General features: G+C 68.2%; 21 protein-coding genes. 8 read left to right on the plus strand and 13 right to left on the minus strand.

Annotated features, from left to right (window positions below; genetic code table 11):
* Positions 1–27: 27 nt before the first annotated feature.
* On the minus strand, positions 28–1,719 hold the full coding sequence (locus tag QHF85_RS01605; protein ID WP_281325219.1) for a hypothetical protein: 1,692 nt from the start codon (positions 1,717–1,719) through the stop codon (positions 28–30).
* Positions 1,720–1,799: 80 nt separating this feature from the next.
* Between QHF85_RS01605 and QHF85_RS01610 the strand changes: the two genes are divergently transcribed.
* Complete coding sequence (locus tag QHF85_RS01610; RefSeq protein ID WP_281325220.1) at positions 1,800–3,812, plus strand: polymorphic toxin-type HINT domain-containing protein; 2,013 nt, start codon at positions 1,800–1,802, stop codon at positions 3,810–3,812.
* Positions 3,813–3,843: 31 nt separating this feature from the next.
* Here QHF85_RS01610 and QHF85_RS01615 read toward each other — a convergent pair whose 3' ends face one another.
* From QHF85_RS01615 to QHF85_RS01625, 3 genes are read right to left on the minus strand one after another with little or no spacing between them, the layout of a single operon-like run.
* Positions 3,844–4,710 carry a phytochelatin synthase family protein gene (locus QHF85_RS01615; RefSeq protein ID WP_281325221.1) on the minus strand — a complete coding sequence of 289 codons (867 nt, stop codon included), beginning with the start codon at positions 4,708–4,710 and terminating at the stop codon, positions 3,844–3,846.
* Positions 4,711–4,761: 51 nt separating this feature from the next.
* Positions 4,762–5,523, minus strand: coding sequence for an SDR family oxidoreductase (locus tag QHF85_RS01620; protein ID WP_281325222.1), 762 nt, complete (start codon positions 5,521–5,523; stop codon positions 4,762–4,764).
* A complete protein-coding gene (locus QHF85_RS01625) occupies positions 5,524–6,204 on the minus strand; it encodes a TetR family transcriptional regulator (protein ID WP_281325223.1) in 681 nt (226 codons plus the stop codon).
* 265 nt (positions 6,205–6,469) lie between these two features.
* On the opposite strand from QHF85_RS01625, the gene lepB reads away from it, so the two are divergent.
* Positions 6,470–7,027 (plus strand): signal peptidase I, encoded by a 558-nt coding sequence (gene lepB, locus QHF85_RS01630; RefSeq protein ID WP_281325224.1) that lies wholly within the window; start codon positions 6,470–6,472, stop codon positions 7,025–7,027.
* Here the strand turns inward: lepB and QHF85_RS01635 are convergent.
* From QHF85_RS01635 to QHF85_RS01645, 3 genes are all read right to left on the minus strand, one after another.
* Positions 7,024–9,471, minus strand: a complete 2,448-nt coding sequence (locus QHF85_RS01635) for an ATP-binding protein (RefSeq protein ID WP_281325225.1) — start codon at positions 9,469–9,471, stop codon at positions 7,024–7,026. The genes lepB and QHF85_RS01635 overlap by 4 nt on opposite strands.
* A gap of 248 nt (positions 9,472–9,719) precedes the next feature.
* On the minus strand, positions 9,720–11,072 hold the full coding sequence (locus QHF85_RS01640; protein WP_281325226.1) for a radical SAM protein: 1,353 nt from the start codon (positions 11,070–11,072) through the stop codon (positions 9,720–9,722).
* A gap of 115 nt (positions 11,073–11,187) precedes the next feature.
* Positions 11,188–12,012: a metallophosphoesterase gene (locus QHF85_RS01645; RefSeq protein WP_281325227.1), complete on the minus strand. Its 825-nt coding sequence runs from the start codon at positions 12,010–12,012 to the stop codon at positions 11,188–11,190.
* Between the two features lie 103 nt (positions 12,013–12,115).
* On the opposite strand from QHF85_RS01645, the gene QHF85_RS01650 reads away from it, so the two are divergent.
* Positions 12,116–12,526 carry a DUF3224 domain-containing protein gene (locus QHF85_RS01650; protein ID WP_281325228.1) on the plus strand — a complete coding sequence of 137 codons (411 nt, stop codon included), beginning with the start codon at positions 12,116–12,118 and terminating at the stop codon, positions 12,524–12,526.
* A 183-nt stretch (positions 12,527–12,709) separates the two neighbouring features.
* On the opposite strand, the gene QHF85_RS01655 is transcribed toward QHF85_RS01650, so the two are convergent.
* Positions 12,710–13,186 carry a hypothetical protein gene (locus tag QHF85_RS01655; RefSeq protein WP_281325229.1) on the minus strand — a complete coding sequence of 159 codons (477 nt, stop codon included), beginning with the start codon at positions 13,184–13,186 and terminating at the stop codon, positions 12,710–12,712.
* Between the two features lie 304 nt (positions 13,187–13,490).
* Here QHF85_RS01655 and QHF85_RS01660 point away from each other — a divergent pair, with 304 nt between their 5' ends.
* Both QHF85_RS01660 and QHF85_RS01665 read left to right on the plus strand, forming a co-directional pair.
* The gene (locus tag QHF85_RS01660) at positions 13,491–14,336 is read left to right on the plus strand and encodes a hypothetical protein (RefSeq protein ID WP_281325230.1); all 846 of its coding nucleotides are present in this window, start codon (positions 13,491–13,493) and stop codon (positions 14,334–14,336) included.
* A 225-nt stretch (positions 14,337–14,561) separates the two neighbouring features.
* The gene (locus QHF85_RS01665) at positions 14,562–15,401 is read left to right on the plus strand and encodes a hypothetical protein (protein WP_281325231.1); all 840 of its coding nucleotides are present in this window, start codon (positions 14,562–14,564) and stop codon (positions 15,399–15,401) included.
* 6 nt (positions 15,402–15,407) lie between these two features.
* Here QHF85_RS01665 and QHF85_RS01670 read toward each other — a convergent pair whose 3' ends face one another.
* From QHF85_RS01670 to QHF85_RS01690, 5 genes are all read right to left on the minus strand, one after another.
* Entirely contained in the window at positions 15,408–18,707 is a 3,300-nt protein-coding gene (locus QHF85_RS01670; protein ID WP_281325232.1) for a serine/threonine-protein kinase, read from the minus strand.
* Between the two features lie 8 nt (positions 18,708–18,715).
* Entirely contained in the window at positions 18,716–20,140 is a 1,425-nt protein-coding gene (locus QHF85_RS01675; RefSeq protein WP_281325233.1) for a sigma 54-interacting transcriptional regulator, read from the minus strand.
* A gap of 160 nt (positions 20,141–20,300) precedes the next feature.
* Positions 20,301–20,891, minus strand: a complete 591-nt coding sequence (locus tag QHF85_RS01680) for a hypothetical protein (RefSeq protein ID WP_281325234.1) — start codon at positions 20,889–20,891, stop codon at positions 20,301–20,303.
* Positions 20,888–21,658: an SDR family NAD(P)-dependent oxidoreductase gene (locus QHF85_RS01685; protein ID WP_281325235.1), complete on the minus strand. Its 771-nt coding sequence runs from the start codon at positions 21,656–21,658 to the stop codon at positions 20,888–20,890. The genes QHF85_RS01680 and QHF85_RS01685 overlap by 4 nt, the downstream gene beginning before the upstream one ends.
* A gap of 49 nt (positions 21,659–21,707) precedes the next feature.
* A complete protein-coding gene (locus QHF85_RS01690) occupies positions 21,708–22,796 on the minus strand; it encodes a hypothetical protein (RefSeq protein WP_281325236.1) in 1,089 nt (362 codons plus the stop codon).
* A 326-nt stretch (positions 22,797–23,122) separates the two neighbouring features.
* Here QHF85_RS01690 and QHF85_RS01695 point away from each other — a divergent pair, with 326 nt between their 5' ends.
* From QHF85_RS01695 to QHF85_RS01705, 3 genes are read left to right on the plus strand one after another with little or no spacing between them, the layout of a single operon-like run.
* Positions 23,123–23,908, plus strand: a complete 786-nt coding sequence (locus QHF85_RS01695; protein WP_281325237.1) for a GON domain-containing protein — start codon at positions 23,123–23,125, stop codon at positions 23,906–23,908.
* A gap of 53 nt (positions 23,909–23,961) precedes the next feature.
* Positions 23,962–24,513: a hypothetical protein gene (locus QHF85_RS01700; RefSeq protein ID WP_281325238.1), complete on the plus strand. Its 552-nt coding sequence runs from the start codon at positions 23,962–23,964 to the stop codon at positions 24,511–24,513.
* Positions 24,514–24,550: 37 nt separating this feature from the next.
* Positions 24,551–25,006, plus strand: coding sequence for a GNAT family N-acetyltransferase (locus QHF85_RS01705; RefSeq protein ID WP_281325239.1), 456 nt, complete (start codon positions 24,551–24,553; stop codon positions 25,004–25,006).
* The last annotated feature ends 6 nt before the right edge of the window (positions 25,007–25,012 follow it).

Raw genomic sequence — 25,012 nt, forward strand, 5'->3', positions numbered from 1 at the left:
CAACATCGCCCAGGGCAAAGAGCCTCATCACGAGCGCGGAATCGTAGGAGGCGACATCGCTCTCGCCCGCGAGGTAAGCGCGTGCCCCTCGATCCACGCGCGCAGAATGGCTCGGCCGACCTCGATGCTCGCCTCGGGGTGCCCGGATGCGTGAAACGCGAGCAGCCGCTCGTAGGCAATGTGGAGCTCTTCCCCCACAGGACCGTGCTCCGCGCGCCCCGTGGAAGGGTTCCGCCTCTGCGCTTGCTCCGCGAGCCAGGCGCGCAGCTCGGCGTGACGTTCGATCCATTCGAGGTTTTCGGAGAGCACCAGAGCGGCGAGCCTCTTGACCCGCTTCTTGTTCGTGTCGGGCCCCATCCTGGCGCTGGTATCGTCGCCGGTCGGATCCCATTCGGCGATGTCGGTCGGCTCCGCGCGTAACCACCGGAGCACGAGGCCGACGCGTTTGCTCTCGGATGCCCCGCGGATCCCGATCGCGGCGCGCATACGGCAGAACGCTTCGTCGCTGAATGCCACCTTTCCTCCGGGAGACAGCGGCGCGACCATCCTGTCGAAGAGGCGGTCCGCATCGCCGGGAAGCACCCAGATCGCCTGCTCTCGCAGCACATGACAACGACCGTGCGAGAACTTCAGCTCACGAAGCTCGCCTTCGAGGTCGCGCATCCGCGCCGCGACGGCGTCGGTGGGGGGACGCGCCGGCGCGGGATCCCCGAGCCATGCCTCGTCCAGTCGAAAAACCTTTCGCGCGGGCGAAGGCAGGAGCGTCCGGACGCTGTTGCTGTCGCGCGGATTTTCGAGATCGAAGAGCGCAAAACGAGCGATGACCGTGAGATCCCGCGCGGCGCCGGGAATGCCCCGGGTGAGCGGAAACTCCCCACGCGCCGCGATCACGCTTTCGAGGATCTTGCGCGCCTCGTCGGTCACGCCGAGCTTGGTGCTGAAGACACCCAGCGGCAACATGCGCTGGAGCACGATTTCAAGCGAGAGCGGGTCGGGCGGACCCTTCAATCGCCGCTTCATATCGGGGAGCCAGGAGAAGAAGAGAGCCTTCACCACGTCGTCGATGCGGTGCCACGGAGTTCGGCTGATCGACATGCCGAGGTCGCTCATCACGGAGTCGTGCGCGAGCCACGCCGCGCGATCGTCGGTGGACGTCTGGAGCCGCCGAAACAACGGTTCTTCGTCGCGCATGAGCGCGCCGAACCGCAGGAGCATCGCAAGCGCCGCATACCGCACGATCCATTTCGGCGGCGCCGGGCCGGTCTCGCCAGGGGAAAACTGGTAGTCGGAGAGGCTCGCGTCGTCGATCTCGGCGAGCCTCCGCAGGTAGTCGGCTTTTGCGTACATCACGTCCGTCGAGCTCTGGACGTTCCCCACGGCACGAATACGCCCTAGGAGCAAACGCGAGAACGTGATCGGCGTCTCGTCGAACGTCGCCGCGGAGGCCGCGTCGACGAGATCCGTGCGGCATCGTGGCGCGTCGGGCAAATTGCTCACGTCGGGAAAGAGCCAGGGGAGCTGTTCGAGGATGTGCGCGCCGACGAGCGGCGTCGCTGACTCGGACCGTTCGAGCTCCCGCCGCACGAGCCGGAACATCTCGTCCGGCGTCGGATTGCCGACCTCGGGACAAGCGCCCGAAAGGCAAGGCGGAGGGCGACAGCACCCGAGCAGCGCGGTGCACGTCGCGAGGACAGCGAGGATGGAGGGGATCGTTCGCACCGGGCGCAATCGTAGCATCCGGGCGCGGGGCGGAATACTTGCCCATCGAAGGAAAACCGTGCTCGGGTCGGGACAACCGCATGACCACGCCCCGCCCGCGACGCCGACGCCCCTGGCTCACCCTCCTCGTCCTCGGCGCGGGCCTGCGTGCGACGTGCGGCGCCGCGGACACGGGTCTCGGCGTCGCCGAAGCCGCGGCGAAGCTCCCCGAGGCGCAGGCCGTCGCGTCGATCACCGAATTCAACGACAACCGCGGTTTGCCGGCGCTGCGCCTCCGCCTGCTCCACCCTTCGGCGCCATTTGATCGCCTCACGGTGCGCAGGAGCCGCGGGCCCGTTGGTCCAAGCTCGTGTGATGCGGGCGAGCTTTTCGCCACGCTCCCGTCGGCGAAGCTCCGCGGCACGAGCCTCACGCTGCCCACGACGGAGAAAAAGCCGCTGGCGAACGGCGATTCCTATCGCGTCTGTGCGTATCGAAAAGACCGCCTGGTCGCGACCAGCACGCTCGCCGGCAAGCGCCACGTTCCTTGGCTCTCCGCGCGCGCCTTGCCAGGGGCGATCGAGGTGGGCGTACGGGTCGCGCCGCTCGACGACGACGCCGCCTCCTTCGCGCTCGTGCTCGCCGAAAAAGGGGAGCCGTACGGCGGGCTCGTGCCCATGAATTGCCGCGAGGGGAAGGTCGTGCGCGAGGTCGGCCGCGCGGTGTTCGCAGCCGCGGGCGGCGACGATGCGACCCTTCCTTTGCGGCTCGCTCCACCGGAGATTCGCCGGGACCGGCGTTATGCGGTGCTCGGATGCGTGCGCGATCGAGAAGGGCGCCTGCACGCCGAGGAGAACGCATTGGGATCGTCCGTCTCGCTCCTCGACGGCGCCGAGGAGCGCGATGTCGTGGCCACGCCCTCCGGCGGCGTTCAGGCCGATCGCCTCCTCGCGGGTCATCACGTGCTCGCGTATGACGTCGCAAAGAAGAAGCTCGTCACGACGCGCGTCCGCGCCGTGCGCGAAAAATCGCTCCCTTCGGTGTGGTTGCGCCTCGACGACGGGCGACGTCTCCGGGTCCCGCAGGCGCGAGGATTTTTCCTGCCAGACACCGGGACGTTCCGAGCCGCCTCGAAGTTGCAGAAGGGCGACGTGCTCCTCACCGCGTCCGGGGCCCGCCCTCGCATCGCCGCCGCTCCCAGCGACGCGGGTCCGTATCATGCAGCATGGCTCGACGTGGGCGCGCCGAACGATTGTTTCGTCGACGACCTCCTCGTCCGCGACGACCGGCCGAGCCAAGCGCGCGCGGGTGAACCCGAAGCATTCTCCCCTCCGCAGGCGAGCCCCGTCGACCTCGTGCCCGCGCCCTCGAGCTACGATTGCGCGCTCGACGTGAGGCTCCATCTCCGCGAGATCCCGAAGGAGGCACGCGCCATTTCCATCGTGGCCGCGCCGCAGGAAAAAGCCCCGGGCGCGCGCGCCACGCTCGCCTGCGATGCGGGGACCGTGGTGCGAACGCTCGATCGGAGGTTGCTCGACGCGCTCCTCGGCGAGCGTGCGCTCCGAACGGCGGGCGGCGCAGAGCTCGATGTGCAGCTCTCCGGGGAACCCATCGATTGTGACGGCGGGTATCTGCTCACGCCGTGCGTGCTCGATGCCAAGGGCGCGATGCGGCCGGCGACCACGGCCGTGCACGGCATCGCCGGTTCGTCGTGTTTTGCCGCCGGCACGCCCGTCGCGACGCCGCGGGGCGAGGTCGCCATCGAGCGCCTGCGGCCCGGCGACGCGGTGATCGGTTATGACGTCGAGGGCTCCGCGCGCCGCGTTTGGCGGGTCCGCCGCGTGGCCGAGCGCGAGGAGCGGCCGGTCGCGACGTTCCGACTCTCGAACGGGGAGGAGCTACGCGTGACGGCCGAGCATCCCATCTTCGTCGTGGGTCGCGGATACGTGCATGCGCGCGCGCTCGCCAGCGGGGATGTATTGCTCGGCGAGAACGGCGCGCCGGTGACGCTCGACGCGCGCACCGATTTCGATCATCGCACGACGGTGTACGACCTCTCCGTCGATGGCCTCCACAATTACTTCGCCGGCGGCGTCCTGGTGCACAACTACTGATCGGATCCCAGGAAAACGGCGCCGCGGACGCCTATGCCTTCCTCGCGAGCTTTCGCCGCGTACGCCACGCTCCCACCACCGCGCCCAGACCGAAACCCACGACGAACACGGCCGCGACGATGCCGCCCAGAATACGAAGCGGGCTGCGCGCAGTGCGTTCGCCGGACGGCCCTGGTGGCTTTTCCGCTGCGGCGACGACCAGATATCCGCGAGACCGGCCCGATACGAGGTCCGTCGTGCGAATCGCGTTGTAAAGCGACTCCGTCCGCACCCAGGTGGGCGGATACTTGTATCGCGCGACGTCCATCACGAGCACACGGTCCTTCGCGGCATTGTAGGCGCCAAGCGGGGAATGGTGGCCGGTGTACTCCTGGCCGACCTCCGATCGCAGATAATTCACGACGATGAAGCTCGTCGGATCCGCGAGGTTCTCGGCGAGGCGCTTGCGAAAATCTTCCAGCGTCGTGTCCTCGCCGTGGACGACGTCGACGCGCACGGGATGGCAGCGGAGCAAGTCCGCGAGCTGCGCGAGCGTGGTCCCACCTCGCGCGACAGACTGGGGCGTGAAAACGTCGCGCGCGCACGTATTGAAAAAATCGCCGTGCGTGAACGTCTGGACGCCGAGTTTGTCGTCGAGCGGCGCGGGCACCTGGAGGGCGTTGAGGATCGTGACGGCGCTCGCGATGCCACACGCGGACGGTGTCTCCTGCGTCGTGTGATGCCCGGCGAGATGAAAGTAATCGGCGCGCGCGGCCGCTTCGACGAGGAGCGCCTCGCCCTCGGGCGTATCGAGCGCGACGAGGTCGGCCGGGAGCGCGCTCTGCTGCGCGCGCGCAGGTGCCGCGATGAGCCAGGTGCTCGTGGCAAGTGCGACTGCTGTCATTCGAGCGTCGATCATGGAAAACCTACTTTCGCTTTTGCCTGCCGCCCTTCACGACGGACGCGCGCCTCACGCGGCGAGAAAACCGCCATCGACCGGCAATGGCGTACCGGTCACGTAGCCCGCGCCCTCGGAGCACAACCAGAGCACGGCGCCGGCGATCTCTTCTTCGGTGGCCATCCGCGACATCGGATGCTGCGCGACGAGCCCCTGGACGAGCTCGGGGGCCAAGGTTTCGAAATGCCGCACGCTGGGCGTGCCGGTGACGCCCGCGCAGATGGCATTCACGCGGATTCCCCGGGTCGCATACTCCAGCGCCACCGACCGCGTCATCCCGACGACCGCGTGCTTGGACGCGACATACGCGTGCTGCGCAGGCCTGCCCGCCATGCCGAAGATCGAGCTGATGTTGACGATGGCTCCTCCGCCCGTCGCGACCATCGCAGGGATTTCATGCCGCATGGCGAGCCATACCCCCCGGGCATTGACGGCCATGACGTCGTCCCACACGGCCTGATCGGTCGCGTCGAGCGGGGCCATGTCCGCGCCGCCGGCGCAGTTCACCGCGAAATCGAGCCGGCCGAAATGCTTCACGGTCTCCTCCACCGCGCGCGAAACGGCGGCCTCGTCGCGCACGTCGGTCGGGACGAACAGGACGCGCGCGCCCTCGGCTCGCAGCGTCGCGCAGGCCTCGCGCCCCGCGGCCTCCCCGCGGGACGCAATGGCGACGCCCGCGCCCGCTCGCGCGAACGCGCGCGCGGAGGCGAGGCCGATGCCGGAGCTACCGCCGACGACGAGCGCGACGCGCCCCGCGAAATCGAATCGAATCATTCACGCTTCCTTTCGACGCTCGGGCTTCGCCGAGCCCAAGCCTGTTCGGATGAAGTCGACGGCCTGACGGGCCAGCGCGCGACGGCGCTTGGGCCCGAGCCGCTTGCGAAGGGAATCCGATGCCAGCACCTCGTGGAGCTCGGCCCCGAGCTCCTGAAGCACCACGTCGGTCAATCCTGGGCCGATGATCGTGGCCACGAAGCGCGTCGCCACGTCCAGATCGGAGGCGTGGAGCGCGCCGCTCTCGGCGCCGGCTTCGAGCACGGCCCGGAGCTCCTGGATGCCCGCCTCGCAAATGGACTTGTGCAAGCCGCGGACCTCCGGGTTCGCCGTCGGATCGGCCGCGGCCGCGGAGAGCCGGGCGAGGCGCGGGTGCTCGACGAGGAACGCCATGCCGCGCTCGACGAAGTCCTCGAGGCGCGACCAGAAATCGCCTTCCACGCTCGGTTTTCCGACGAACGCGCGCTTCAGGCGTGGCGCCTCCTCGGTGAGGAGCCATCGGTAGAGGTCCAGCTTGTCTTCGAAGTATTGATAGACGCTGCCCTTGGGGATGCTCGCGCGGCGCGCAATCTGGGACAACGAGGCCTCGGCGTACGTCCGATCGGCGAACTCGACGATGGCCTCGTGCACGAAGCGCGCGCGCCTCTCCTCGGGGAGCCGGAAAAAGGTGCTCTTCGGCATGCGACCGACCAGTCATATGACCGATCGGTCGTACTGTCAAGGTCGCCGTGGACGCTCGGCCAGTCGCCCCTCTCGCGCGCGTTCGGAACGCCCCCGCGCCGAGGAGCGACATGTGCGGGAATAGACGCGAAAGCAGCCGGTTTCAGGCGCGATGGCCGATCCTCGTTCTGCTCGCCCTTGCACCCCTCCCCCCGCGCCTTCGTCCTCGTCGTCGCCGGGGTCGAACCCCGGTCGCCGCCGTCGCGCCCTCAAAGAGTTCCTGCCGATGGCCACCGCCGCCGCCGTCATGCTCCTCGCGCGGACCTCGCTCGCCGACCATTACGTCGTCCCGAGCGGCTCGATGGAGCCGACGGTCCAGGTCGGCGACCGTATCCTCGTCGACAAACGCGCCTTCGGGGTGCGGCTGCCCGTCGTCGATTCGTACGTCCTGCCAACCGCGGAGCCGAAGCCGGGGGACGTGGTGGTGCTTTCGTCACCGGAAAACGAAAACACGCTTTTGAAGCGGGTGGTCGCGGGCCCCGGGGACGTGGTCACCGTGAAGGACGGCCGCATCACGCTCAATGGGCAGGAAGCTCCCGTCACGCACGAGCCGGGCGGGAACTACGAGGAGCTCGGCGATGCACGCCACCCGTTGCGCCTCGGCTACGGCGGACCGGATTTCGGTCCTGCGCGTGTCCCCGATGGCCATTGGCTCGTCATGGGCGACAACCGCGGCAACAGCCACGACGGCCGCATGTTCGGCTTCGTCGCCCGCGACGCGATCCGCGGACGCGCCGTGCGGGTCTTCGTCCGCGACGGCCATTTCACCTGGAAATCTCTCTAGCTCCTCTCCTCGTCCGCGGAAACCCGCGCGTCGTCGATCGGGAGCCGGACGGCGAACGTCGCTCCCCTTCCCTCGCCGGCGCTCTTCACGTCCACGGTGCCGCCGTGGAGCTCGACCAGGTTCTTCACGATGGCGAGCCCGAGGCCGAGCCCGCCGTGCTCGCGCGTCATCGAGCTGTCCGCCTGGCGAAACCGCTCGAAGACGTGCGGCATGAACTCGGGCTTGATGCCTTGCCCCGTATCCGCGATGGTGATCTCGGCGTGACCGTCGACCCGGTCGAGCTTGACCTGCACCTTCCCGCCGCTCGGGGTGAATTTGATGGCATTGCTCACGAGGTTCGAGATGACCTGCTCCAGCCGGCTCGGATCCCCACGCACCCTGCCCGAGAAGGGCCTCGAAATGGATTCGAGCTCGACGTGTTTCTCCGCAGCCGAGGGGGCGATGGACGAAAGAACGAGCGCAATCACGTCGTGCAGGTCGACCGATCGCACGTCGAGGTGCGCCTTCCCGGAGCTGATCCGGCCCATGTCGAGCAGGTCCTCGATGAGCTGCGCCAGGGCGCGGGCATTGCGAACGATGACCGTGAGGCCCTTGTAGAGATCCGGATCGCTGCTGCCGTTCGACCGACGGCGCAGGATTTGCGACCAGCCGAGAATCGCGGTGAGCGGGGTGCGCAGCTCGTGGCTGACCGTCGCGAGAAACTCGTCTTTGAGGCGGCTCGCGCGCTCCGCGTCCGCGCGGGCGGTTCGCTCGCTCTGGAGCAAGCGCTCGCGCTCGTTCTCGGCCCGCCTGCGGGCCGTGATATCCATACCGGAGGGAATGAGGTGGGTGACGTGGCCCTCCTCGTCGCGCAGTGGCGCGAGCTGAAAGTCGACGCAGATGAGGGAGCCTCCTGCCATCCGCGCCGTCACGTCGAAACGAACGACCTCGCCGCATCTTGCGCGGTCCATGGCGCCGTGGATCCGCGCCTGCGACTCGGGCAAATCGCTCCACCAGTAGCAATCCCAGAACTTCTTTCCGAGGACGTCGGCGGACGTGATGCTCGCCGCTTCGAGCGGCGCGCGATTGCATTGGAGGAGCGTTCCATCGAGGGCCATCACCCCCACGAACGCGAACAGGTTGTCGAGGACGCGGCGAACGTGCGCTTCGCTCTCGTGCAGGGCCGCCTCGGCGAGCTTGCGCTCCGTGATGTCCCGAACGACCCCGAGCATCACGAGATCATCGTCCCTGTGCTCGATGGCGCCGCTCGACTCCAGCCACAACGTGGTGCCGTCCGCGTGCACGACGCGAAATTCGCTTTTGTAGAAATAGGGCTCGCTCCCTCCGGACCGAGCCTGCTCGACGGCGTCCTGGACCGCCCTCACGGCCTGCGCGCGGTCGTCGGGATGAACGCTCTCGATCCAGCGCTCGTAATCGACCGTGCAGCCCCGCCGATGGCCGTAGAGCTCACAGGCCTCCGGCGTCCAAAACGCCCTCCCCGTCGTGAGGTTCCAGGTCCAAACGCCGGTCCGTCCCGCTCGGCTGGCGAGGCGCAGCCGTTCCTCGTTCTCGCGGAGCTGCTCGCCCCTTCGCCATTCGTCCACGACAACGGCCAGGACGAGCGCGGTCGTCGCAGCGACGGCGACGAATTGCTGGAGCAACACGAGTCGGAAATTCTCCGAGACCGCGGCGAACGCCCCATACCCTGCCGTCGTGCCCCAGACCGCGGCAACGGCCACCATCAACATGGCCGTCGTCGCGCCCCGCACGCCCCCCGATAGCGCCGCCCACATGAGCGCTGGGAAAACCGCCCACGCGAGGGGCAGGTTGGGCCCGTGAGGCCCGAAGATCAACCATGCGGCCCCTCCCGCCGTCGCCGTGCTCAGCAAAAGATGAAGCCACCACCGCACGCCCTGGCCGATCGGTTCGCTGCGGGTCCAGCTCAGCACGAAGGGCGTGACGACCAGCACGCCCATCACATTGCCCGCCCACCAGTTGAGCCACACCACGGGAGCCCGCTCGAATCCATTCGGAATCACCCGGGCGAGCACGGCGCTCCCGATGGTAGCGCCGATGGCCGAGCAGGCGAGGCCGGCGCCGATCAAGGCCAGCACGTCGCGCAGGCGCGTGAGCGCGGGTCGGATACGAGCACGCGTGAGGGCCCAGGCTCCGCCCACGGCCGCGAGCGAGTTTCCTCCCGAAATGGCGATCTGGGCCCATAAAGGAATGGGATGCGCGTCCACGAGGAACGCAGCCATCCTGCCAGCGAACACGGCCGGCCACAGCCGCCGGCCGCCGAGCACCAGGCCGGCGAGGGCGGCGCCCGCTGCCGGGAACACCGGGGAAACCACGCCGCCGATCGTCGCCCACCGGAGCCCCCAATCGGTGAGGAGGAAGTAACTCGTGAACAACGCGGCGGCAGGGCCAAGGCTGCGGGACCAGTCCGCCTTACCGCTTTTTCCCATGCGCCACCCCACCGCTTCGTAATGCGCAGCGCATGAAACTGCCGCTGCCGCTCGCGGTGGCGGAGGAAGAATTTCGCCGATCGAGCCGTGCGACCTGGTCTCTTTCAGGAAAGACGAACGAGCTCAGCGCTCGAGGAGCCACGCCCTGGCTTCGGCCACGATCTCGTCGATTTTCCCGAACCGTGAGTCCCTGGTCGCGCCGCTTTTATCGTGCGAAAACAACGATGTGCGACGAGGCGCCCCTCTGATCAGCGGGGGCGCACGTGACCATTGGCGCGGTGAATGCCGGTCCGCGGCAATACGCCCATCTTCTCGGCGACCTCCACGTTGATGGCGTGGATCGCCGCCCGATCGTCCTCCGCCACGCCGCGCTCGTGCATCGTCCGGGCGATCATGTTGATCGCGACGCGCACGCTGCAGGCATGTCCGATGCTCCCGCCGAAGACCTCGGGCTCCACGAAACGAAGGTGCGCGCCGACGCGCCGCTCGGCGTGCATCTTGTAGACGAACGCATCCTGCATGTGGTTCAGCAGTTCGATGATGTCCCGCTCGTGCACGTTGCCATAACCGTCGCCGCCCTCGATGAGCGGGCACAACGCGATTTCGCCCGTCGCCTTGATGCGCAGCGTGGGGGCGGGGCGAAAAAAGTTCTTGCAGCGGAGCTCCTCGTCGGTGAACGCCGCGAGGTCGCCGCGCGAGCGCCGGAGCTTCACGCCGCCGCCGACGTCGATGAAATTGCTCACGTAATTGGAGTCGTCCTGCACGAGCAGTTGCGCGGCCACGCGGTCGCCGCCCTCAAAACCATAGATGCGCCGCGAGAGGTCGGCGATCCACGCCCGCGTCTCCGCGCTGGCGGTGCCCATTCCGACCACGAGGGAGACACGCGGCTCGAGGCCCGCGTCGCGCACCTTGCCGAGCCCCTCGATCACGCGATCGTAGAGGCCGGGCACGCCGCGGCAAGCGTCGTGCGTCGCCGCGGGCCCGTCGAGGCTGACGATGACGTGGGTGAGGCCGCGGGCCCGGAGATCGGCCAGGTATTCGCGATCGTCGGCATAACGTTTTCCCGCCGCGCGGAAGTCTCTCTCGCCGAAGAACCAACCGCTCGTGATGACCGACGCGTGCGTGCCGCCCTGCGCGCGGATGTACGCGACGAGATCGAGCCAGCCCTTGCCGTACAGCGTCACCTCGCCGCCGATGAAGTCGAAGCGGTCGAGGCCGATCGGCAAGACGGCGTCGACGACCCGCCGGAGCCGCGTCGGGTCGGCCTCGGCGTGCGCCTCCAGGTTCGAATTGCGGCAATGGCTGCAATCGAGGTTGCAGACCGTCGTGTACTCGAAGACCACGCGCCGGATGTGCTCGAGCGGGTTGCGATCGTAACGCAGGCGGGCGGCGTCGCGATCCATGCCTTCGGGGGCGGGCTCGATCATCCCGCGCGCAACGAGCGCCGAGAGCTCGGGGCTCTCGTCCTTGTCGAGGATGCCGCGGGAAAGGATGAGACCAAGCCGCGCCACGTCGTCCGCTTCGAGCGCCTTGTCGAGCGCGCCCGAGCGCGCGAGGGAGAGCAGGTAACGGTGCCCGTAGTTGCTGAGAATGAAGCGCATCGACGCCTCCCGCGCGGAGCATCGGAGTCTACTCGGTTTCCCCCCCGAGCGCGACAGAGTTCGCCCTCTCCACGCCGCGCCGACCGAGCGCCGCCAGGCTCGCCGCGCCCTTCGCTCATCCCGCCACGAGCCGAAACACGGGTAGCTCTGGCCTGCAGGTGAACCGCACGGGCAGAACGCTCGTGCCGATCCCGCGGCTCACGTACATCCGCCCCTTGGTCGTCGTATACATTCCCGATTGGTAGCGCCCCGAGCCGGGCGGGAGCCATATCGGCGCGCCGAAGGCCCGCACCTGCCCGCCGTGCGTATGTCCCGCGAGGCCGAGATCGAAGCGCGGGGCATCCTGGGGCAGCTCGTCGAATATGCCGGGCGCGTGCGTGAGAAACAGCCGCGCGGGTCCGGAGGGCGGGTCGCGCAAGGCGGAGGAGAGGTCGTGGTGGCCGCTGCAGAAATCGTCCGTGGCGACCACGGTAACTCCGCTCGCGAGCCGCGCGGATTCGTTTCCGAGGAGCTTCGCGCCGACACGCACGAATGCCCGTCGCAGGTCGTCCCTCGGGACTTCGCCCCAGTGCTCCCAGTTCCCGACCGTCGCGACCACCTCGCGCCCCGTCGCAGCAAGCGCGCGGCAAAACTCCGAGAGCACCCCGAGCGCGTTCGGATCGTCGACGGAGTCGCCCGTCAGGACGACGAGGTTTGGCTGGAACGACTTCATGGCTTCCACCACGGCGTCGTGGACACCCCCGAGCGAGCTCAAATGCAAATCCGAGAGGTGGGCAATCCGGAAGCCTTCGAGGCCACGCGGCAGGCCCGGGACAGGGACGTCGTGCTCGGTGATCTCCATCCAGGCAGGTTCGATCGCGAGGGCGTCGACCGCGGCGATCCCGACCGCACAACAACCCGCGACGCGCAGGAGGTCTCGTCGGCTGATGCGCTTCTGCATCCGAGATCGTAGCAGCGTGGGCGGCCCCGCGCTCGTAGCACGAGCAGGCAGCGCCAAAGACGGGGCTTGCGCGCCGGAGTCTGTCCCGGTACATTCGGCCGCCATGAACCACAAAGCCCAAGGACGCTTCGATATCACCCGCACCGCCGAACCGCCGTACGATACCCGCGAAGGCGCCACGCTCGGGCGCAGCCGATTCGACAAACGATTCGAGGGGGGACTCGTGGCGACGAGCGTCGTGGAGATGATCAGCGCGGTGTCCGGCGTGAAGGGTTCGGCCGGATACGTGGCGATCGAGCGCGTGGAAGGCGCGCTCGACGGGCGCGCCGGGAGCTTCGTGCTGCAACACAGCGGCACGATGGACCGCGGCGCCGCCTCGCTCTCGCTGACCGTGGTACCCGACACCGCCACGGGCGCGCTCACGGGGCTGCGCGGCCGAATGCAGATCGACATCGTCGGCGGCGAGCACCGCTACACGTTCGATTACGATCTGCCTGCGGAGTCCGCGGAATGATGTCGTAACCCGAGCCGCGGCGCGAGGTCGGACTGCACCTTTCGAAGGAAAGATTCGTCGGCGGCGAACGCTCGGAGGACGAGGCCCTTGCGACGATCGTGATTCGCGAGCAGGCACGCCGCGGCACCGAGACGGTGCTTCTTGCAGAGGGCTTCGCCGCAGCGGAACAGCATGCTGGCCTTTCTAGCAGTGGGGCTTGGCGCAGGAGTCGCCGCTGCATGCATAACATGATGCGCGCCCGTCGAGCCACGTGATCTTGCAGTGGCCCGTGGTCCCGAAGAGCACGTCGCACTGGAGCGTCATGAGCGTCGAGTCGGGCCCGGCGCTCTGCACGTCCTCCAGCGCGTAGAGCATGGTCACGCCATAAGCAGGGTCGCATCCGACGAGCCCTCCGGCCGAGTTGATACCGCAGACCGCCAGCGTCGCGCCGTCCGCCACATAGTCGCCCACGTTGTACGCAACGAACGGATCCTGTCCGTCTGCGGTGGCGATGTACTTGATGCCGTCGTTCGTCGTGGTGACGGGGATGTAGCCCGCCGCGTCGGCGTAATGATGTCCCACGGCCGACAGCCGATGCGAGAGCGAGGTCGCCACCTGGCCGATGGCGGTACCCGCCGCGAGCGCGACACAAAATCCGAGTGCAATGCCGTCCTTCTTCACGGGTGTTCCTGCCGCTGGGGTTTTCAATACGCGACACCACATCGCATGGGACGTGCCAGACGAGAAAAACGTCGCGAACCTCGCAATCTCGCGCGTAGGCCCCCGAGATCACGTCGTCGTCGCGCCGTTCCTTCCGGCACCCGCTGTCACGCACCCATGACACCCGTCACGCCGCCGTGACAGCGCCCTCCCCGCGGCTGTGACGCGAGCCTGACAGCCCCACGTCCTTGCCGTTCAAATGACGGCGGCTCAGGCTCTGGCACGAACGCTGCAATGGCTCCCTCCCGAACGAAGGGAGACCGCCATGAAGACCAACATCGCCTTTGCCTCGCTCATCGCTGCCCTCGCCCCCCTCGCGTCCGCGTGCGCCGACGCAACCCCGATCGACGTCGTCCCCGCCGAAGCGATGGCGCTGAGCGCGCTCTCCGCGCCGAGCTCGGCGGAAGGGGCGAAAGCTCCGGAGACCCACGCGAAAAAGGGGCCCGGGCACAATCTCCTCTTCCCCCGCCAGGCGCATCCCTTTGGCGCGAGCTACGAGGACTGGGCCGCCGCGTGGTGGCAATGGGCGCTCTCCATCCCCGTCGACGAGAACCCGATGCTCGACGGCCCGTGCGAGCTGCATCAATCGGGAAACGTCTTCTTCCTCGCGGGCACCATGGGCGGGACGGCGACCCGGAATTGCACGATCCCGGTCGGCAAAGGGATCTTCTTCCCGATCGTGAACGTGGTGTACCGGAGCTGTCCGGAGTACGTCAACGGGTCGTACACGTGCGAGCTCGCGACGTCCGACGACAAGCTGCATGAATGGGCGTCGTCGTACATCGAGAGCGGCGAGGGGACGATGCTCCTCGAGATCGACGGGGTCTCTGTCGCCAATCTCGACCCCTACCGGGCCCACTCCGAGGTATTCGCGGACGCGTCGCCATTGAACGTCGAGGACCGCGTCGCCCCCGCGTGCAGCGGGCCGATCGAAGCGAACTCCTGCGGCGTCCCCGTGGGCTCGCCGCGTTCCTCCGTGGCCGACGGCTACTGGGCCATGCTCCACCCGCTGCCGCCGGGGCAACACGAGATCCGCTTTGCGGCGAGCATCGACAACAACGTTGGCAGCTTCTCGCTCGACGTCACGTACCATATCGTCGTCGCGCCCTGAGGCTCGCGGCCCAGAAACCCCGTCACGAAGGCGGAACATTCGGCTGTCACGGCAGCGTGACAGTGTCGCAGCGCCGTGCCAGGCGCGGCTCGGTCTGGCGCAGTCTTGTGGGAGGGAGCATGCGCCCCCGCGCTTTTCGGCCTGGCACGGGTCTTGTTATGATGGATCGTATCCACGCGACGGACGAAGACGTCGCCTGAGCCTCAAGAAAAGGACTTCAATACCATGACGTTTCAGCGCTCCCTCCTCGTTGCTGCTTCCATCGGTGCTGGTCTCCTCCAGGCGGCGTGCCTCGCGGGGTCGGATGAAGTGAACGCGCTCGACCCCGTCGGGCTCGAGAGGATGTCGGGCGGCGGCGGCGACACCCAGGGCGGCAACGGACTGCAGAGCGAGTCCTTCATCATCGCCATGGACGATCTCTGGGACTCCACGTCCGCGGCATTCGACGGGAACAACGCGGCCGTGCAGGTGATGGAGCAATCCCAGATGGGCCGCGATACGCTCAAATATGCCGCGAGAATCGCCCTCCCCACAGGACCGCACCCCGGCGACAACTTTCTGTGGCTGGGACAAGGCATGCTGACGAACACGAGCGGCTGGCCCACGGGCGCGCTCGCGACGTCGCAGCAGAAGTACGACCTCTTCGCGGTCATGCTGGCTCACCTCAACCCCTTCGGCGCGGAGGAAGACATTCTCCTGGCGGGCGCGAACCTCGCGTCGCAGAACATTTCCCTGCCAATCAAGTCGCTGTTTACCTTCAACGAGGCCCTCTGGGTCGCATACGAGAACGCGAACGGGCTCCAGCTCGAGGTCTGGCCGCTCGACAATCTTTCGAACACGTGCGTCCAGAAGACCGCCGCCGCCGCGAAGACGCGGACCTGCGGCCGGTTCGCCCGTACATCGGACTGCCCCGTGACCGTGCGGACCGGCTATCAAACGCACTGTACGTACGATGCCGTGACGGAGACCTGGACATCCTGCGAAGGCCACCCGGCCATTCAGACCTGGCTCAAGGCAGACGGCTGGAAAACGTTGTATCCCAGCTGCCTGCCCGAGCCCCAGTGAAAGCCCTCATTGCGCGAGGCGCCGCGCCGCCTCGACGTTCGACCGCTCCCGTCGCTCGAGGAGCGGATTCTCGCGGATCGCCGCGTCGAACGCGTCGAGCGCCTTTCGACCGAGCTCCTGCTCTGCGCGACGCTCCTTCGAAAGGCTCGCCCGCAGCAAGAAGAGCCGGCCCTTGCAAGCGAGCGCGAGCGCCATCCGGGGATGGATGGCCAGCGCTCGCTCGATCCGGTCGAGCCCCATTTTGATCTCGTGAGCCCCATCCTCCCGCCGGGACATTCGCAATGCGGCCCGGAGCTCCCAGAGCTCCCCGAGGACCTGATGCAGCCGCGGATCCGCGTGCTCGACGTCGAGGACCGCCTTCGGCGACGCGAGGGCGGCGTCGACCTCGGCCTCCGCCCCTTGGCCGCTTCGAAGGGCCCACCCTAGCGCGAGGGTCTCCACGATGGCGCTGGCCAGGCGATACCCGATGTTCCAGGGCTTGGCTTCCGTGGCCTTGGCGAGCTCCTCGCGAGCCTTCTTCACCCAGGGTGAAGGGTCCTCGCCACGCTCGAGGAGCGAGCGGGCACGAACCGAAGCTGCCTGGCCGCGAAAGTGCTGCGCGTGGTTGGACCCCGGGGCGAGGCGCGCATACTCCTCGATGAGAGCCTCGGCGCGCGCCACGGCCGGCGTCGGATCGCCCCCCGATTCGAGCAGATACGCCGCTTCCGAGAGCGCCAGGTTGGCGCGGAAACGTGGGACGAGCGACGAGCCGGGGGATTGCTGCCGGAAATGCTCGATCGCGTCCTCCGCCTCTCTCGCGATGTCCCTCGGCGATTGGCCCACCGATACCTTCTGCTCCGCGATCAGCACACGCGTGCCGATCGCGGTGATCTTGGCGTACGCGAAGTCCGGTGCCACCTCCGTGGCCCGACGGCAACGCGCGAGCCCCTCGTCGAAGGATTTCCGTGGATCGATGCCGTGCATGAAATCCCGCTCCCCGCGGAAGTAATACGAGGAGCAGCTCTCGTTCAGCGCCCAGACGAAGAAAGGATCACGCTTCAGCGCCTCGTCATAGGCCGCGATGGCGTGGTCGACGGCAGGCACCACGTCGAGACCCCGATCGGCCTCGTACATCACGCGCGAGCGCCACACGAGCCCCACGACGTACGGCGCCATCGGGTCCTCGGCGTTCTTCGACGCCGCCTCTTCCGCGTGCCGGGTCGCCGCCGAGAGCGCCTCCTCGGTGTCCTTTCCCGGCGCGCTGCTGGCCGCGACGCGCCATGCGTACTGCGAATGGAGCTGCGCGAGCGACACATGCCCCGCCCCCTGCCCCGGGTTCACGGCGACGGTCCTCCCGCACGCCGCCTTCCCCGCCTCGAAATGAGGCCGCATCGGGCTTCCATGCGCGTATGCGCCGCACATCTCCTGCGTGGCGAGCTCGCACAGGGCGAAATGCACTGCCGGATCGCTGCTGCCGATCTCCGCCGCGGCCCGGTACGCCTCCCCCGCCTCGCCAAACCCTTTCGACATCTTTTCGAAATCGAACGCCGCGTCGTGCCCGTACTTCTTTCCGATCGCGAAGAGCACGTCCCCCTCGAGCTTCTTCGCCTCATAGAGCCACGGCGCCTTCTCGAACGCCTCCCGCGCCTTCGCCAGCGCGTCCTCATTGCGCCCCTCGTAAAACGCGATGAGCCCCTCCGCGTACGCCGGCGCATCGATCGTCCCTCCGAGCGCCGCCCGGAGGTGCACGAGCGCCGGCTGCTTGTACTCGGCCTCGATCGCCGCGATGCGCTGCTTCTTCCGCTCCCCCTCCATCCGCTTCGTGTCCGCGAGCTCTTTCTTGTAGATCTCGGAGAGCGCCATCCCCATCGCATAATCGAGCCCCGCCGCTCGATATCCCGCCGCCTCCGCCTGCCGGAGGTGCGCGACCGCCTCCTCGGGCTCCTGCAGCGCGAGGTACCCCCGCCCGAGCGCATAATGCCCCGGCCCCACGCCGATGTCGCCCGCGGCGCTGATCGCCGACGCGATCGCCTGGAGCCGCCCCCGCACGATGCTCCGCTCGCGATCGATGTCGTGGAGCGGCAGGCCGTGCGCGTTTCGCAGGAAAAACTCCATTTCCTTCACGCTCTCGCCGAGCTCCCGCGCGAGGGTGGCCTGCTTTTCGGCCCGCGCCCGCTCGCTCACCCACCCCCCGACGAACACCGTCGCCACGACGAGCACGACGCTCGTGATCGACAGCTTGACCTTGTGCCTCTTCGCGCGCCGGATGAGCGCATACAGGCGCGCCCGCTTCAGCGCCGCGACGGGCTCGCCGTCGAGGAACCGCTCGAGGTCGTCGCCCAGCGCCTTGGCGGAGTCGTACCGCGCCGCGGGCTGCTTCTCGAGGCATTTCATCACGATTGCGTCGAGATCCAGCGGCAGCTCGGGCTCGATTTGCCGGGGCGCGAGCGGCTCCTCGTGCATGATGCCCTGGAGCAGCGCCGCGAGAGCGTCGGCGACGATCGGCGGGCGACCGACGAGGACGTCGTAAAGGGTCGCGCCGAGGCAATACACGTCCGTGCGACGATCGAGGGAGCGCACCTTCCCCGCCGCCTGCTCGGGCGACATGAACGCGGGCGTGCCCATCAATGCGCCCGACACCGTCGACCCTGAATCTCCCATTTCCCGGGCGAGGCCGAAATCCATGATGTAAGGCTTCCACGCCCCGTCCTCGCCCCGCTCCACCATGATGTTCGCGGGCTTGACGTCGCGGTGCACAAGCCCGAGCCGGTGCGCCTCGTGCAAGGCCGAGGCGACCTGCCGGACGACGCGCACCTTCTCCTCGAGCGACATCGCCGATTTCACCTTGTCGAGCGGCTCGCCATGAATGAGCTGCATGACGATGAACCGCACGTGATCGGCCGTCCCCGCCTCGTAGACCTCACATACGTTCTCGTGCTTGATGCGCGCCTGCGAGCGGGCCTCGCGGAGCAGGCTCCCGCCGAGCTCGGGCTCGGCGCCGAAGAGGAGCTTGACGGCGACCTCGCGGCCGAGGCGAACATCCCGCGCCTTGTAGACGGCGCCCATTCCACCACGCCCGAGGAACTCGAACGCCTCGAAACGCGAATAGAGCACCGGCGGGATCTCCGGGACGTCGTCTCCCGGATCCGGCGGCGCATGCTCCGCGCGATCGGCCGGCGGAGACGCGTCCTCGGTCGCGACCCCCCCGGGCGCGGCGACCGGAGTTTCATCGCCCTCGGCGCGCGGCAGGCGAGGCGGCGCGGCCTGCTCGACCGTCGCGTCTTGCGTTTGTCCGGGCTCATCCCGTCGCGGTCGACCGTATCGCATCACGTCAATCAGGTCCGCCCGGGCGCCGGGCTCTCGTGGGTCCCCTCCTTCGCGCGGATCCCGTGCCGATCGAGGAGCCGGTGAAGGAGCTGCCGCGAGACGCCCATAGACTCGGCCGCTCGCGAAATGTTGCCGTCGTACTTGCGCAGCTTCGCCGTCGCGTACTTGCGTTCGAGCTCGGCCAGCACGGCTTCACGCGCCTCGGGCAGCGAGAGCTCGAGCAATCTCCCGAGCTTCGAATCCTCGGCATCCGCGGTCGCCGCCTCGGCGGCGCGTGGCGGCGGGGCGGAAATGCTCCCGGGCGTTGGGCTCGCCGTGGGGCCCAGGATCTCGTGCAAAAGCTCGGGAAACACGACGAGTCGCGCGATGACGTTGCGGAGCTCGCGCACGTTGCCGGGCCAGTCGTATCCCATCAACATGGGAAGGGTCTCGGGCGGCAAGTCCGAGGCTTTCAGCGGTGGATGGCGGCTCGAAAGGAAGCGCTCGGCGAGCAGCGGAATGTCCTCCCGCCGCTCGCGTAAGGGCGGCACCTGGAGCTCGAGCACCGAGAGGCGGAAATACAGGTCCTGCCGGAACTTGCCCTCCGCCACCATGGCCTTGAGGTTCCGATGCGTGGCCGCGACGATCCGCACGTCGATGGCGCGCTCCTGCGGCGAACCGACCCTCCGCACGGTCCGGGCCTCGATCACGCGGAGCAATTTCTGCTGCGCTTCGAGCGGCAGCTCGCCTATCTCGTCGATGAAGATCGTCCCCTGATGCGCGGCCTCGAAAAAGCCCGCCCGGTTCACCGCGCCCGTGGCCGCGCCCGGCACGGTCCCGAAGAGCTCGGCCTCGATGGTGGAGGACAAGATCGCCCCACAATCGACGACCACGTACGGATGGTGGGCGCGCCGGCTCTCCTGGTGAATGGAGCGGGCCAGCACCTCCTTGCCCGTGCCGGATTCGCCGAGCAAAAGAATGGTCTCGTCGGTCTTCGCCACACGCTCCAGCCGGGCGAAGAGCGCCCGCATCGCGAGGCCCTCGCCGACCGCGTCGCCGAACGAGCCGCGCATGGAGAGGGGGAGAACGGCGGCGCCGCCGGACGGCTGCACGACGAGCGTCGAATCGCCCACGGTGGCGGGCACGCCCGGCGAGAGAAAGGCCTCGACGACGCGCACGTCACGAATGAAGGTACCATTCCGGCTTTGGATGTCCTTCAACAGGACCCCCTGCTCGGTGAGGCGGATTTCGCAATGCACCCGCGACACTTTGGGATCGGTGACCACGAGATCGCATTCGGCGCTCTTGCCGAGCACGAGGGGAGCGAGGCCGAGGGGCGCCGTGACGGTGTTCCGATCGGGGAGCGTGACGGTGACCCGGAGGTTCGGGAGCCGCAAGGATCGCCCCTCGTCGAGGCTCGTCAACGTGAAGGATGCGTCGCGTTCGCTGGTCACGGCGGCATCCTATGCCCCATCCTGGCGGAATTTCAACCTCCGCTCGACGGCGCCAAGGTGCTCGTATAGGATCCTCGGTGCTCCAAGCGTTCCTTGGAAATCGAGCGGCAGCGCATGAATTGCGCATGAATTTTTTTCGACGGATCGCCGTGTACGGCGGTCATTCCCTCCGCGGGGTCGCTTCCCCGAGATCGATCACGGCGCCCGCCGCCGTGCCCGCGGGGAGCTTCGGCGCGTCGTAGGCTTGCGTGCCGGGGATGCCGGGCTCGCGATGAAGGTGCGCCGCGGGGTAGCCGTGAAAATCCCGCGTCGTCAGCCGGATCTGGCAATCGGCCGCGGGCAGCTCCAGGATCGCGTGGGTCCCGTTCACTTCGAGATCCGAATGGACGATTTCCTTCGTCGTCGGACAGATGGCGACGAGGCAATCGTGCCGGCCCTTGCCCGTGCGGGCGCCGGGATCCGAGCCCCATCCGTCGGGATTCGTGTACCGCACGGTGATCTTCGTCGGATCGGGCGGGGGCCACCCGGAGGCGTCCCGCGTGGCGCTCTTCGAGAACGCATGCACTTCCGTTGTACGAAAGTCTTTGCCGAGGTCCTCGTACGCGAGGTTCTGCTGCTGGAGGAGCTCGCCGAGCGGACGCGGGGCCCGGGGGGCCTCTTTCGGAGGGTCTTCGCTCGACGGCTTGCAGGACGCGACGATCAGGCAGGCTGCGATCGCGGCTCGCTTCGTCGGCCATCCCTCGCGAATCATTTCGGCCCCACGAACGAGGCGCGCTCGAAGGCGTCCATGTCCTCGTAGTAACGGCTCACATTCTCGGCGTAGACGGGACGCGTATACACGTCGATCCGCGGATTGCGGATCGCGTCGATCACCACGTCGGCAACCTCGTCGACGCTCTGCGCGCCCGGCAAGGATCGCGAATCGACCCCGCCGTGCAGAGCATTGAGGCCGAACTCCGTCGCGACGACCCCCGGCAAGACCGTGGTGACGACGATGCCCGGAAACGCGTGCCTGAGCTCGGTGCGCAGGCCGGCAGTGAGGGCGTTCAGCGCGTGCTTGGAGGCCGAGTATGCAGTCCGGGCGGCGAAAAAGGGGATGCGGCCGAGCACCGAGGAGACGTTCATGATCTGCCCCGCGTTGCGCTGCTTGAAATGCGGCAGGATCGCCTGCATGCCGTAGAGCGCGCTCTTCACGTTGTCGCGCATCATCATGTCGAGATCGTCGTCCGTGAGCTCGGAGGGCTGGCGGGTGATGCCGCGGCCCGCGTTGTTGATCCACACGTCGACCCGGCCGAATCTATCGAGGGCCTGCCGCGCGAGCGATTCCACGTCGGAGCGCACGGTCACGTCCGTGATCACCGCGAGCGCCTCGGGCCCGCACGCGGCGGCGACCTCGGAGAGCTCCTTCTGCCTGCGCGCAGCGAGCACGACGCGCGCGCCCTCGGCCGCCGCCTTGCGCGCGACCGCGGCGCCGATGCCCGCGCTCGCCCCCGTAATGACGATGATCTTGTCGTTCATGCCCGCGAGCATGGCACGAAGGGCGCGCGCAGGGGAAGCGCCCCCGTCGTCACTTCGAATAGGCCGCGTCGAACTGCCGCCGGAACGACGCGAGGCGCGCCGGCGGCACCAGGAAGACGTTCAGCGATTTGCCGTTCAGATGCGGCACGACCCAGGCAGGGAGCTTCTGGTACCGTTCGAGCTCCACGGGCAAGCTCTTCGAGCTGACCACGAAATCATTGCTGTAGCTGTTGCCCCCGAGGCCGCCGACGTACGGCGCCGAGGCCCAGAAGCGATAGAGCGCGAGGCCCGCGCCGAGCGGGCCATAGAGAAGCACCACGCCCGCCGGCCGGACCTCCTTCGGCTCGACGTCGAGCCCAGCCGCCGCGGCCTTCGCCAGCGCCGCCTTGTCCTTCTCGGGAGGCGCGAGGCTCACGGTCGCCCCTCGATCGAGGTCGATCGTCATGAAGGTCTGGCCGCGAATCCCATGCGCGCCGCCGTGATTCTCATACGTGTTCACGCTGGCCACGACGAACGGCCCCATGCCTCCCTCGAATTGCACGCGGACGCTGTACTCTTCGAGCGAGCTCTCGCATTGGGTGCCCATCGTCGGATATCCGTGGCCGTCTTTCCACGGCGCCACGCGCTTGTCGTCCTCGGCGCGCACGAGCTCGGGCATCTCCATGTTCGGGTTCTCCCGGACCGGCTGCCCGTTTCGAACGACGACCTGCCCCTCCGCGTCGAACGCGTACTGCGAGCACCCCTTCACGATCGTCGTCCCGAGCGACCAGATCGAGGTCGACGAGACCGCGAGGATCCCCGGCCGCTCGGCCTTCACCACGGGTTTGTCCGCGACCCGCTCCACCCACGAGGAGCGAAACCCGCCTTTGGCCTTGTCGTCCTTCTGCCAGACGATGACGGCCGTCACGCTCTCCGGATCGAACGGCGGCTCGGGCGCCGGCGCCGCCGCGCTCGGCGCCACGCTCGACGAGGCGACGGGAGGCGGAGCCACCGGAGCCACCGGCGCAGCCGAGGCGCTCGGCGCCGCCGCGGAAGCCGACGCCCGCGTCCCCTCGGCCTCTCCCCCTCCGCGCTGACAACCCGACGCGACGAACGCGACGAGCAGGCCCACACGACACGCGGCGCGCGCGGCTTCCATCGTCGAGGACGGTACACCAGACCGATCTTTCGAGCGAGGCGATCCGGCGAAGCGGCGCGCCTCCGCGAGGCCGGAGCGTGGCGAACGGACGCGAACCCGATCTGGAGGTGCCAGCCTCCATGTTGGCGGTCGTCCCCCTCAACGGCGCCGCCGTGCGCGGCGCGCGCTCCGGAGCGCGGTCGCCACGAATCTCGACGAATCGCGCGCAAAATCGCGAGAAACACGCGGCCAGCCCCCGCTGGCACGACCGGTGCAATTGCCATGGTCACGAACGACGGGGGCCGGAACCCCCTAGGAAAAACACCTTAGCCCGCTCGGAGCTGACCATGAACCTCGCCCAGAACCTCTCGCGTTTCGCCCTCTCGTTTGCCCTCCTCGCCCCCTTCATGACGGGCTGCATTGCCGATGGCGACTCCGATTTCGACGCCGCGGGCCTCTCCGAAGATTCGCTCGCCGAGGCCGAGCAGGCCCTCGGCCCGCAGCCGCCGCCTCCGCCGCCCCCGCCGCCCCCGGCGACCTGCCAGGAGATCCGGACCCGGACGCCCAATGCCGGCGACGGCCATTACCTCCTGCACGTCGACCACGACGTGGCCAAGGGCTGGACGGCGTACTGCTACAATATGGCCTCCTCGCCGGCCGAGTACCTCACGCTGCAGAACACGAGCGCGTCGGCGAATTTCTCGCAGTATACCGTCGGCGGCGCCGTCTCGGGTACGAACGTGCGGACGAGCTACACGAAGATCCGCATCGACCCGGAGACGCTGCTCGTCGATATCGGAGATCAGACGTTCTCCACGTCGAGCGGACAGCTCACGCACGGCGGCGGGCCCGTCACCTCGATGCCGTACGGCGTGGGCATGTCCTGCGACGCGTCGCCCTCGGGCATCGGCAACATCGACCTCACCGGCACGCCGTTCGCCGTCGCGGCCGACGCATTCCAGGTCGGCGGCGCGGGCTCGTCGGGGTCGGCGGTCTACAGCTCCGACAACCGCGTCGTGAATCTGAGCGGCGGCGGCTTCTGCGGCTGGATCTGCTCGAACCCCGCGACGTTCAACCCCTTCAACGACGCGGGCGACTTCCAGCTCGCCCTCGAGTTCGTGCCGCCCTCCTGAACCTGCGACGAAAAAGATCTGGGCCGCGCGTCTTTGCGATACCATCCCCCGCGATGGCAGACGAACAGCAGACGAGCGGCCCTTCGCCCGATGTCCCGGAGATCCCGCCCCAGAAGCCACGCCGGAGCCCGTTTCGGCGCCTCCTCCTGCTCGCGCTCTTCGCGCTCACGCTCCCCTTCGAATGGGGCATGCGCTCCTCGTGCCAGGGCAGCCCGAGGACGTACACCGGGATCGAAGTTCTCACCGAGAATCCGAGCAACGGCATCAGCATCGCCGTCCTCTTCCTGACGCCGGTCTTGCTGGGCCTCTTGCAGCATCGCATCCGCAATGCCATCGCGCGCCTGCTCATGGAGCTCGCCTCGGCGATGTTCGCCTCGCTCGCGACGATGTATTGTTTCGTCAACGCGATCTTCGCGGGCGACCTCGGCTCGTCGCACAACCGCTTTTTCCCGGCGCCGTGGATCGCCACGCTGGCCTCGCTCCTCACGGTCATCGACGCATGCCAGGGCGCCGTGGAGCGAATCCGCGACCTCGTCACGGAGCGAAAACGACGGCCCACGATGCCCACGCACGACGAACCCGCGAAGCCTTCCCCCGAACCTTGACGCGCGTCGCGTCCGCCGACACATTCCGCGAATCCTCATGATTTTCCGTGATGCCCGCCGCGAAGACGTCCCGATCGTCGTCGAGCTCCTCGCCGCCGACGCGCTCGGCGCGACCCGCGAGACCACCGAAGGCCCGCTGCCCGAAGCCTACCATCAGGCGTTCGAGGCGATCGAACGCGACCCGAACAACCGCCTCGTCGTCGTCGAGGACGGCGGCGCCGTCATCGGCTGCTTGCAGCTCACGTTCATCCCGGGCCTCACGTATCAGGGCGGCCTGCGCATGCAGATCGAAGGCGTCCGCGTGGCCGAGAGCCACCGCGGCGCAGGCGTCGGCCGGCGCCTCCTCCAGTGGTCCATCGAGGAGGCGCGCGCGCGCGGCTGCCGCCTCGTGCAGCTCACCACGAACAAGGCCCGGACCGAGGCAAAGCGCTTCTACGAGAGCCTCGGCTTCACCGCGTCCCACGAAGGCATGAAGCTCGACCTCGCGACCTGACACACT

This window comes from Polyangium sp. 6x1, from assembly GCF_029946515.1.
Classification (GTDB): domain Bacteria; phylum Myxococcota_A; class Polyangia; order Polyangiales; family Polyangiaceae; genus Polyangium.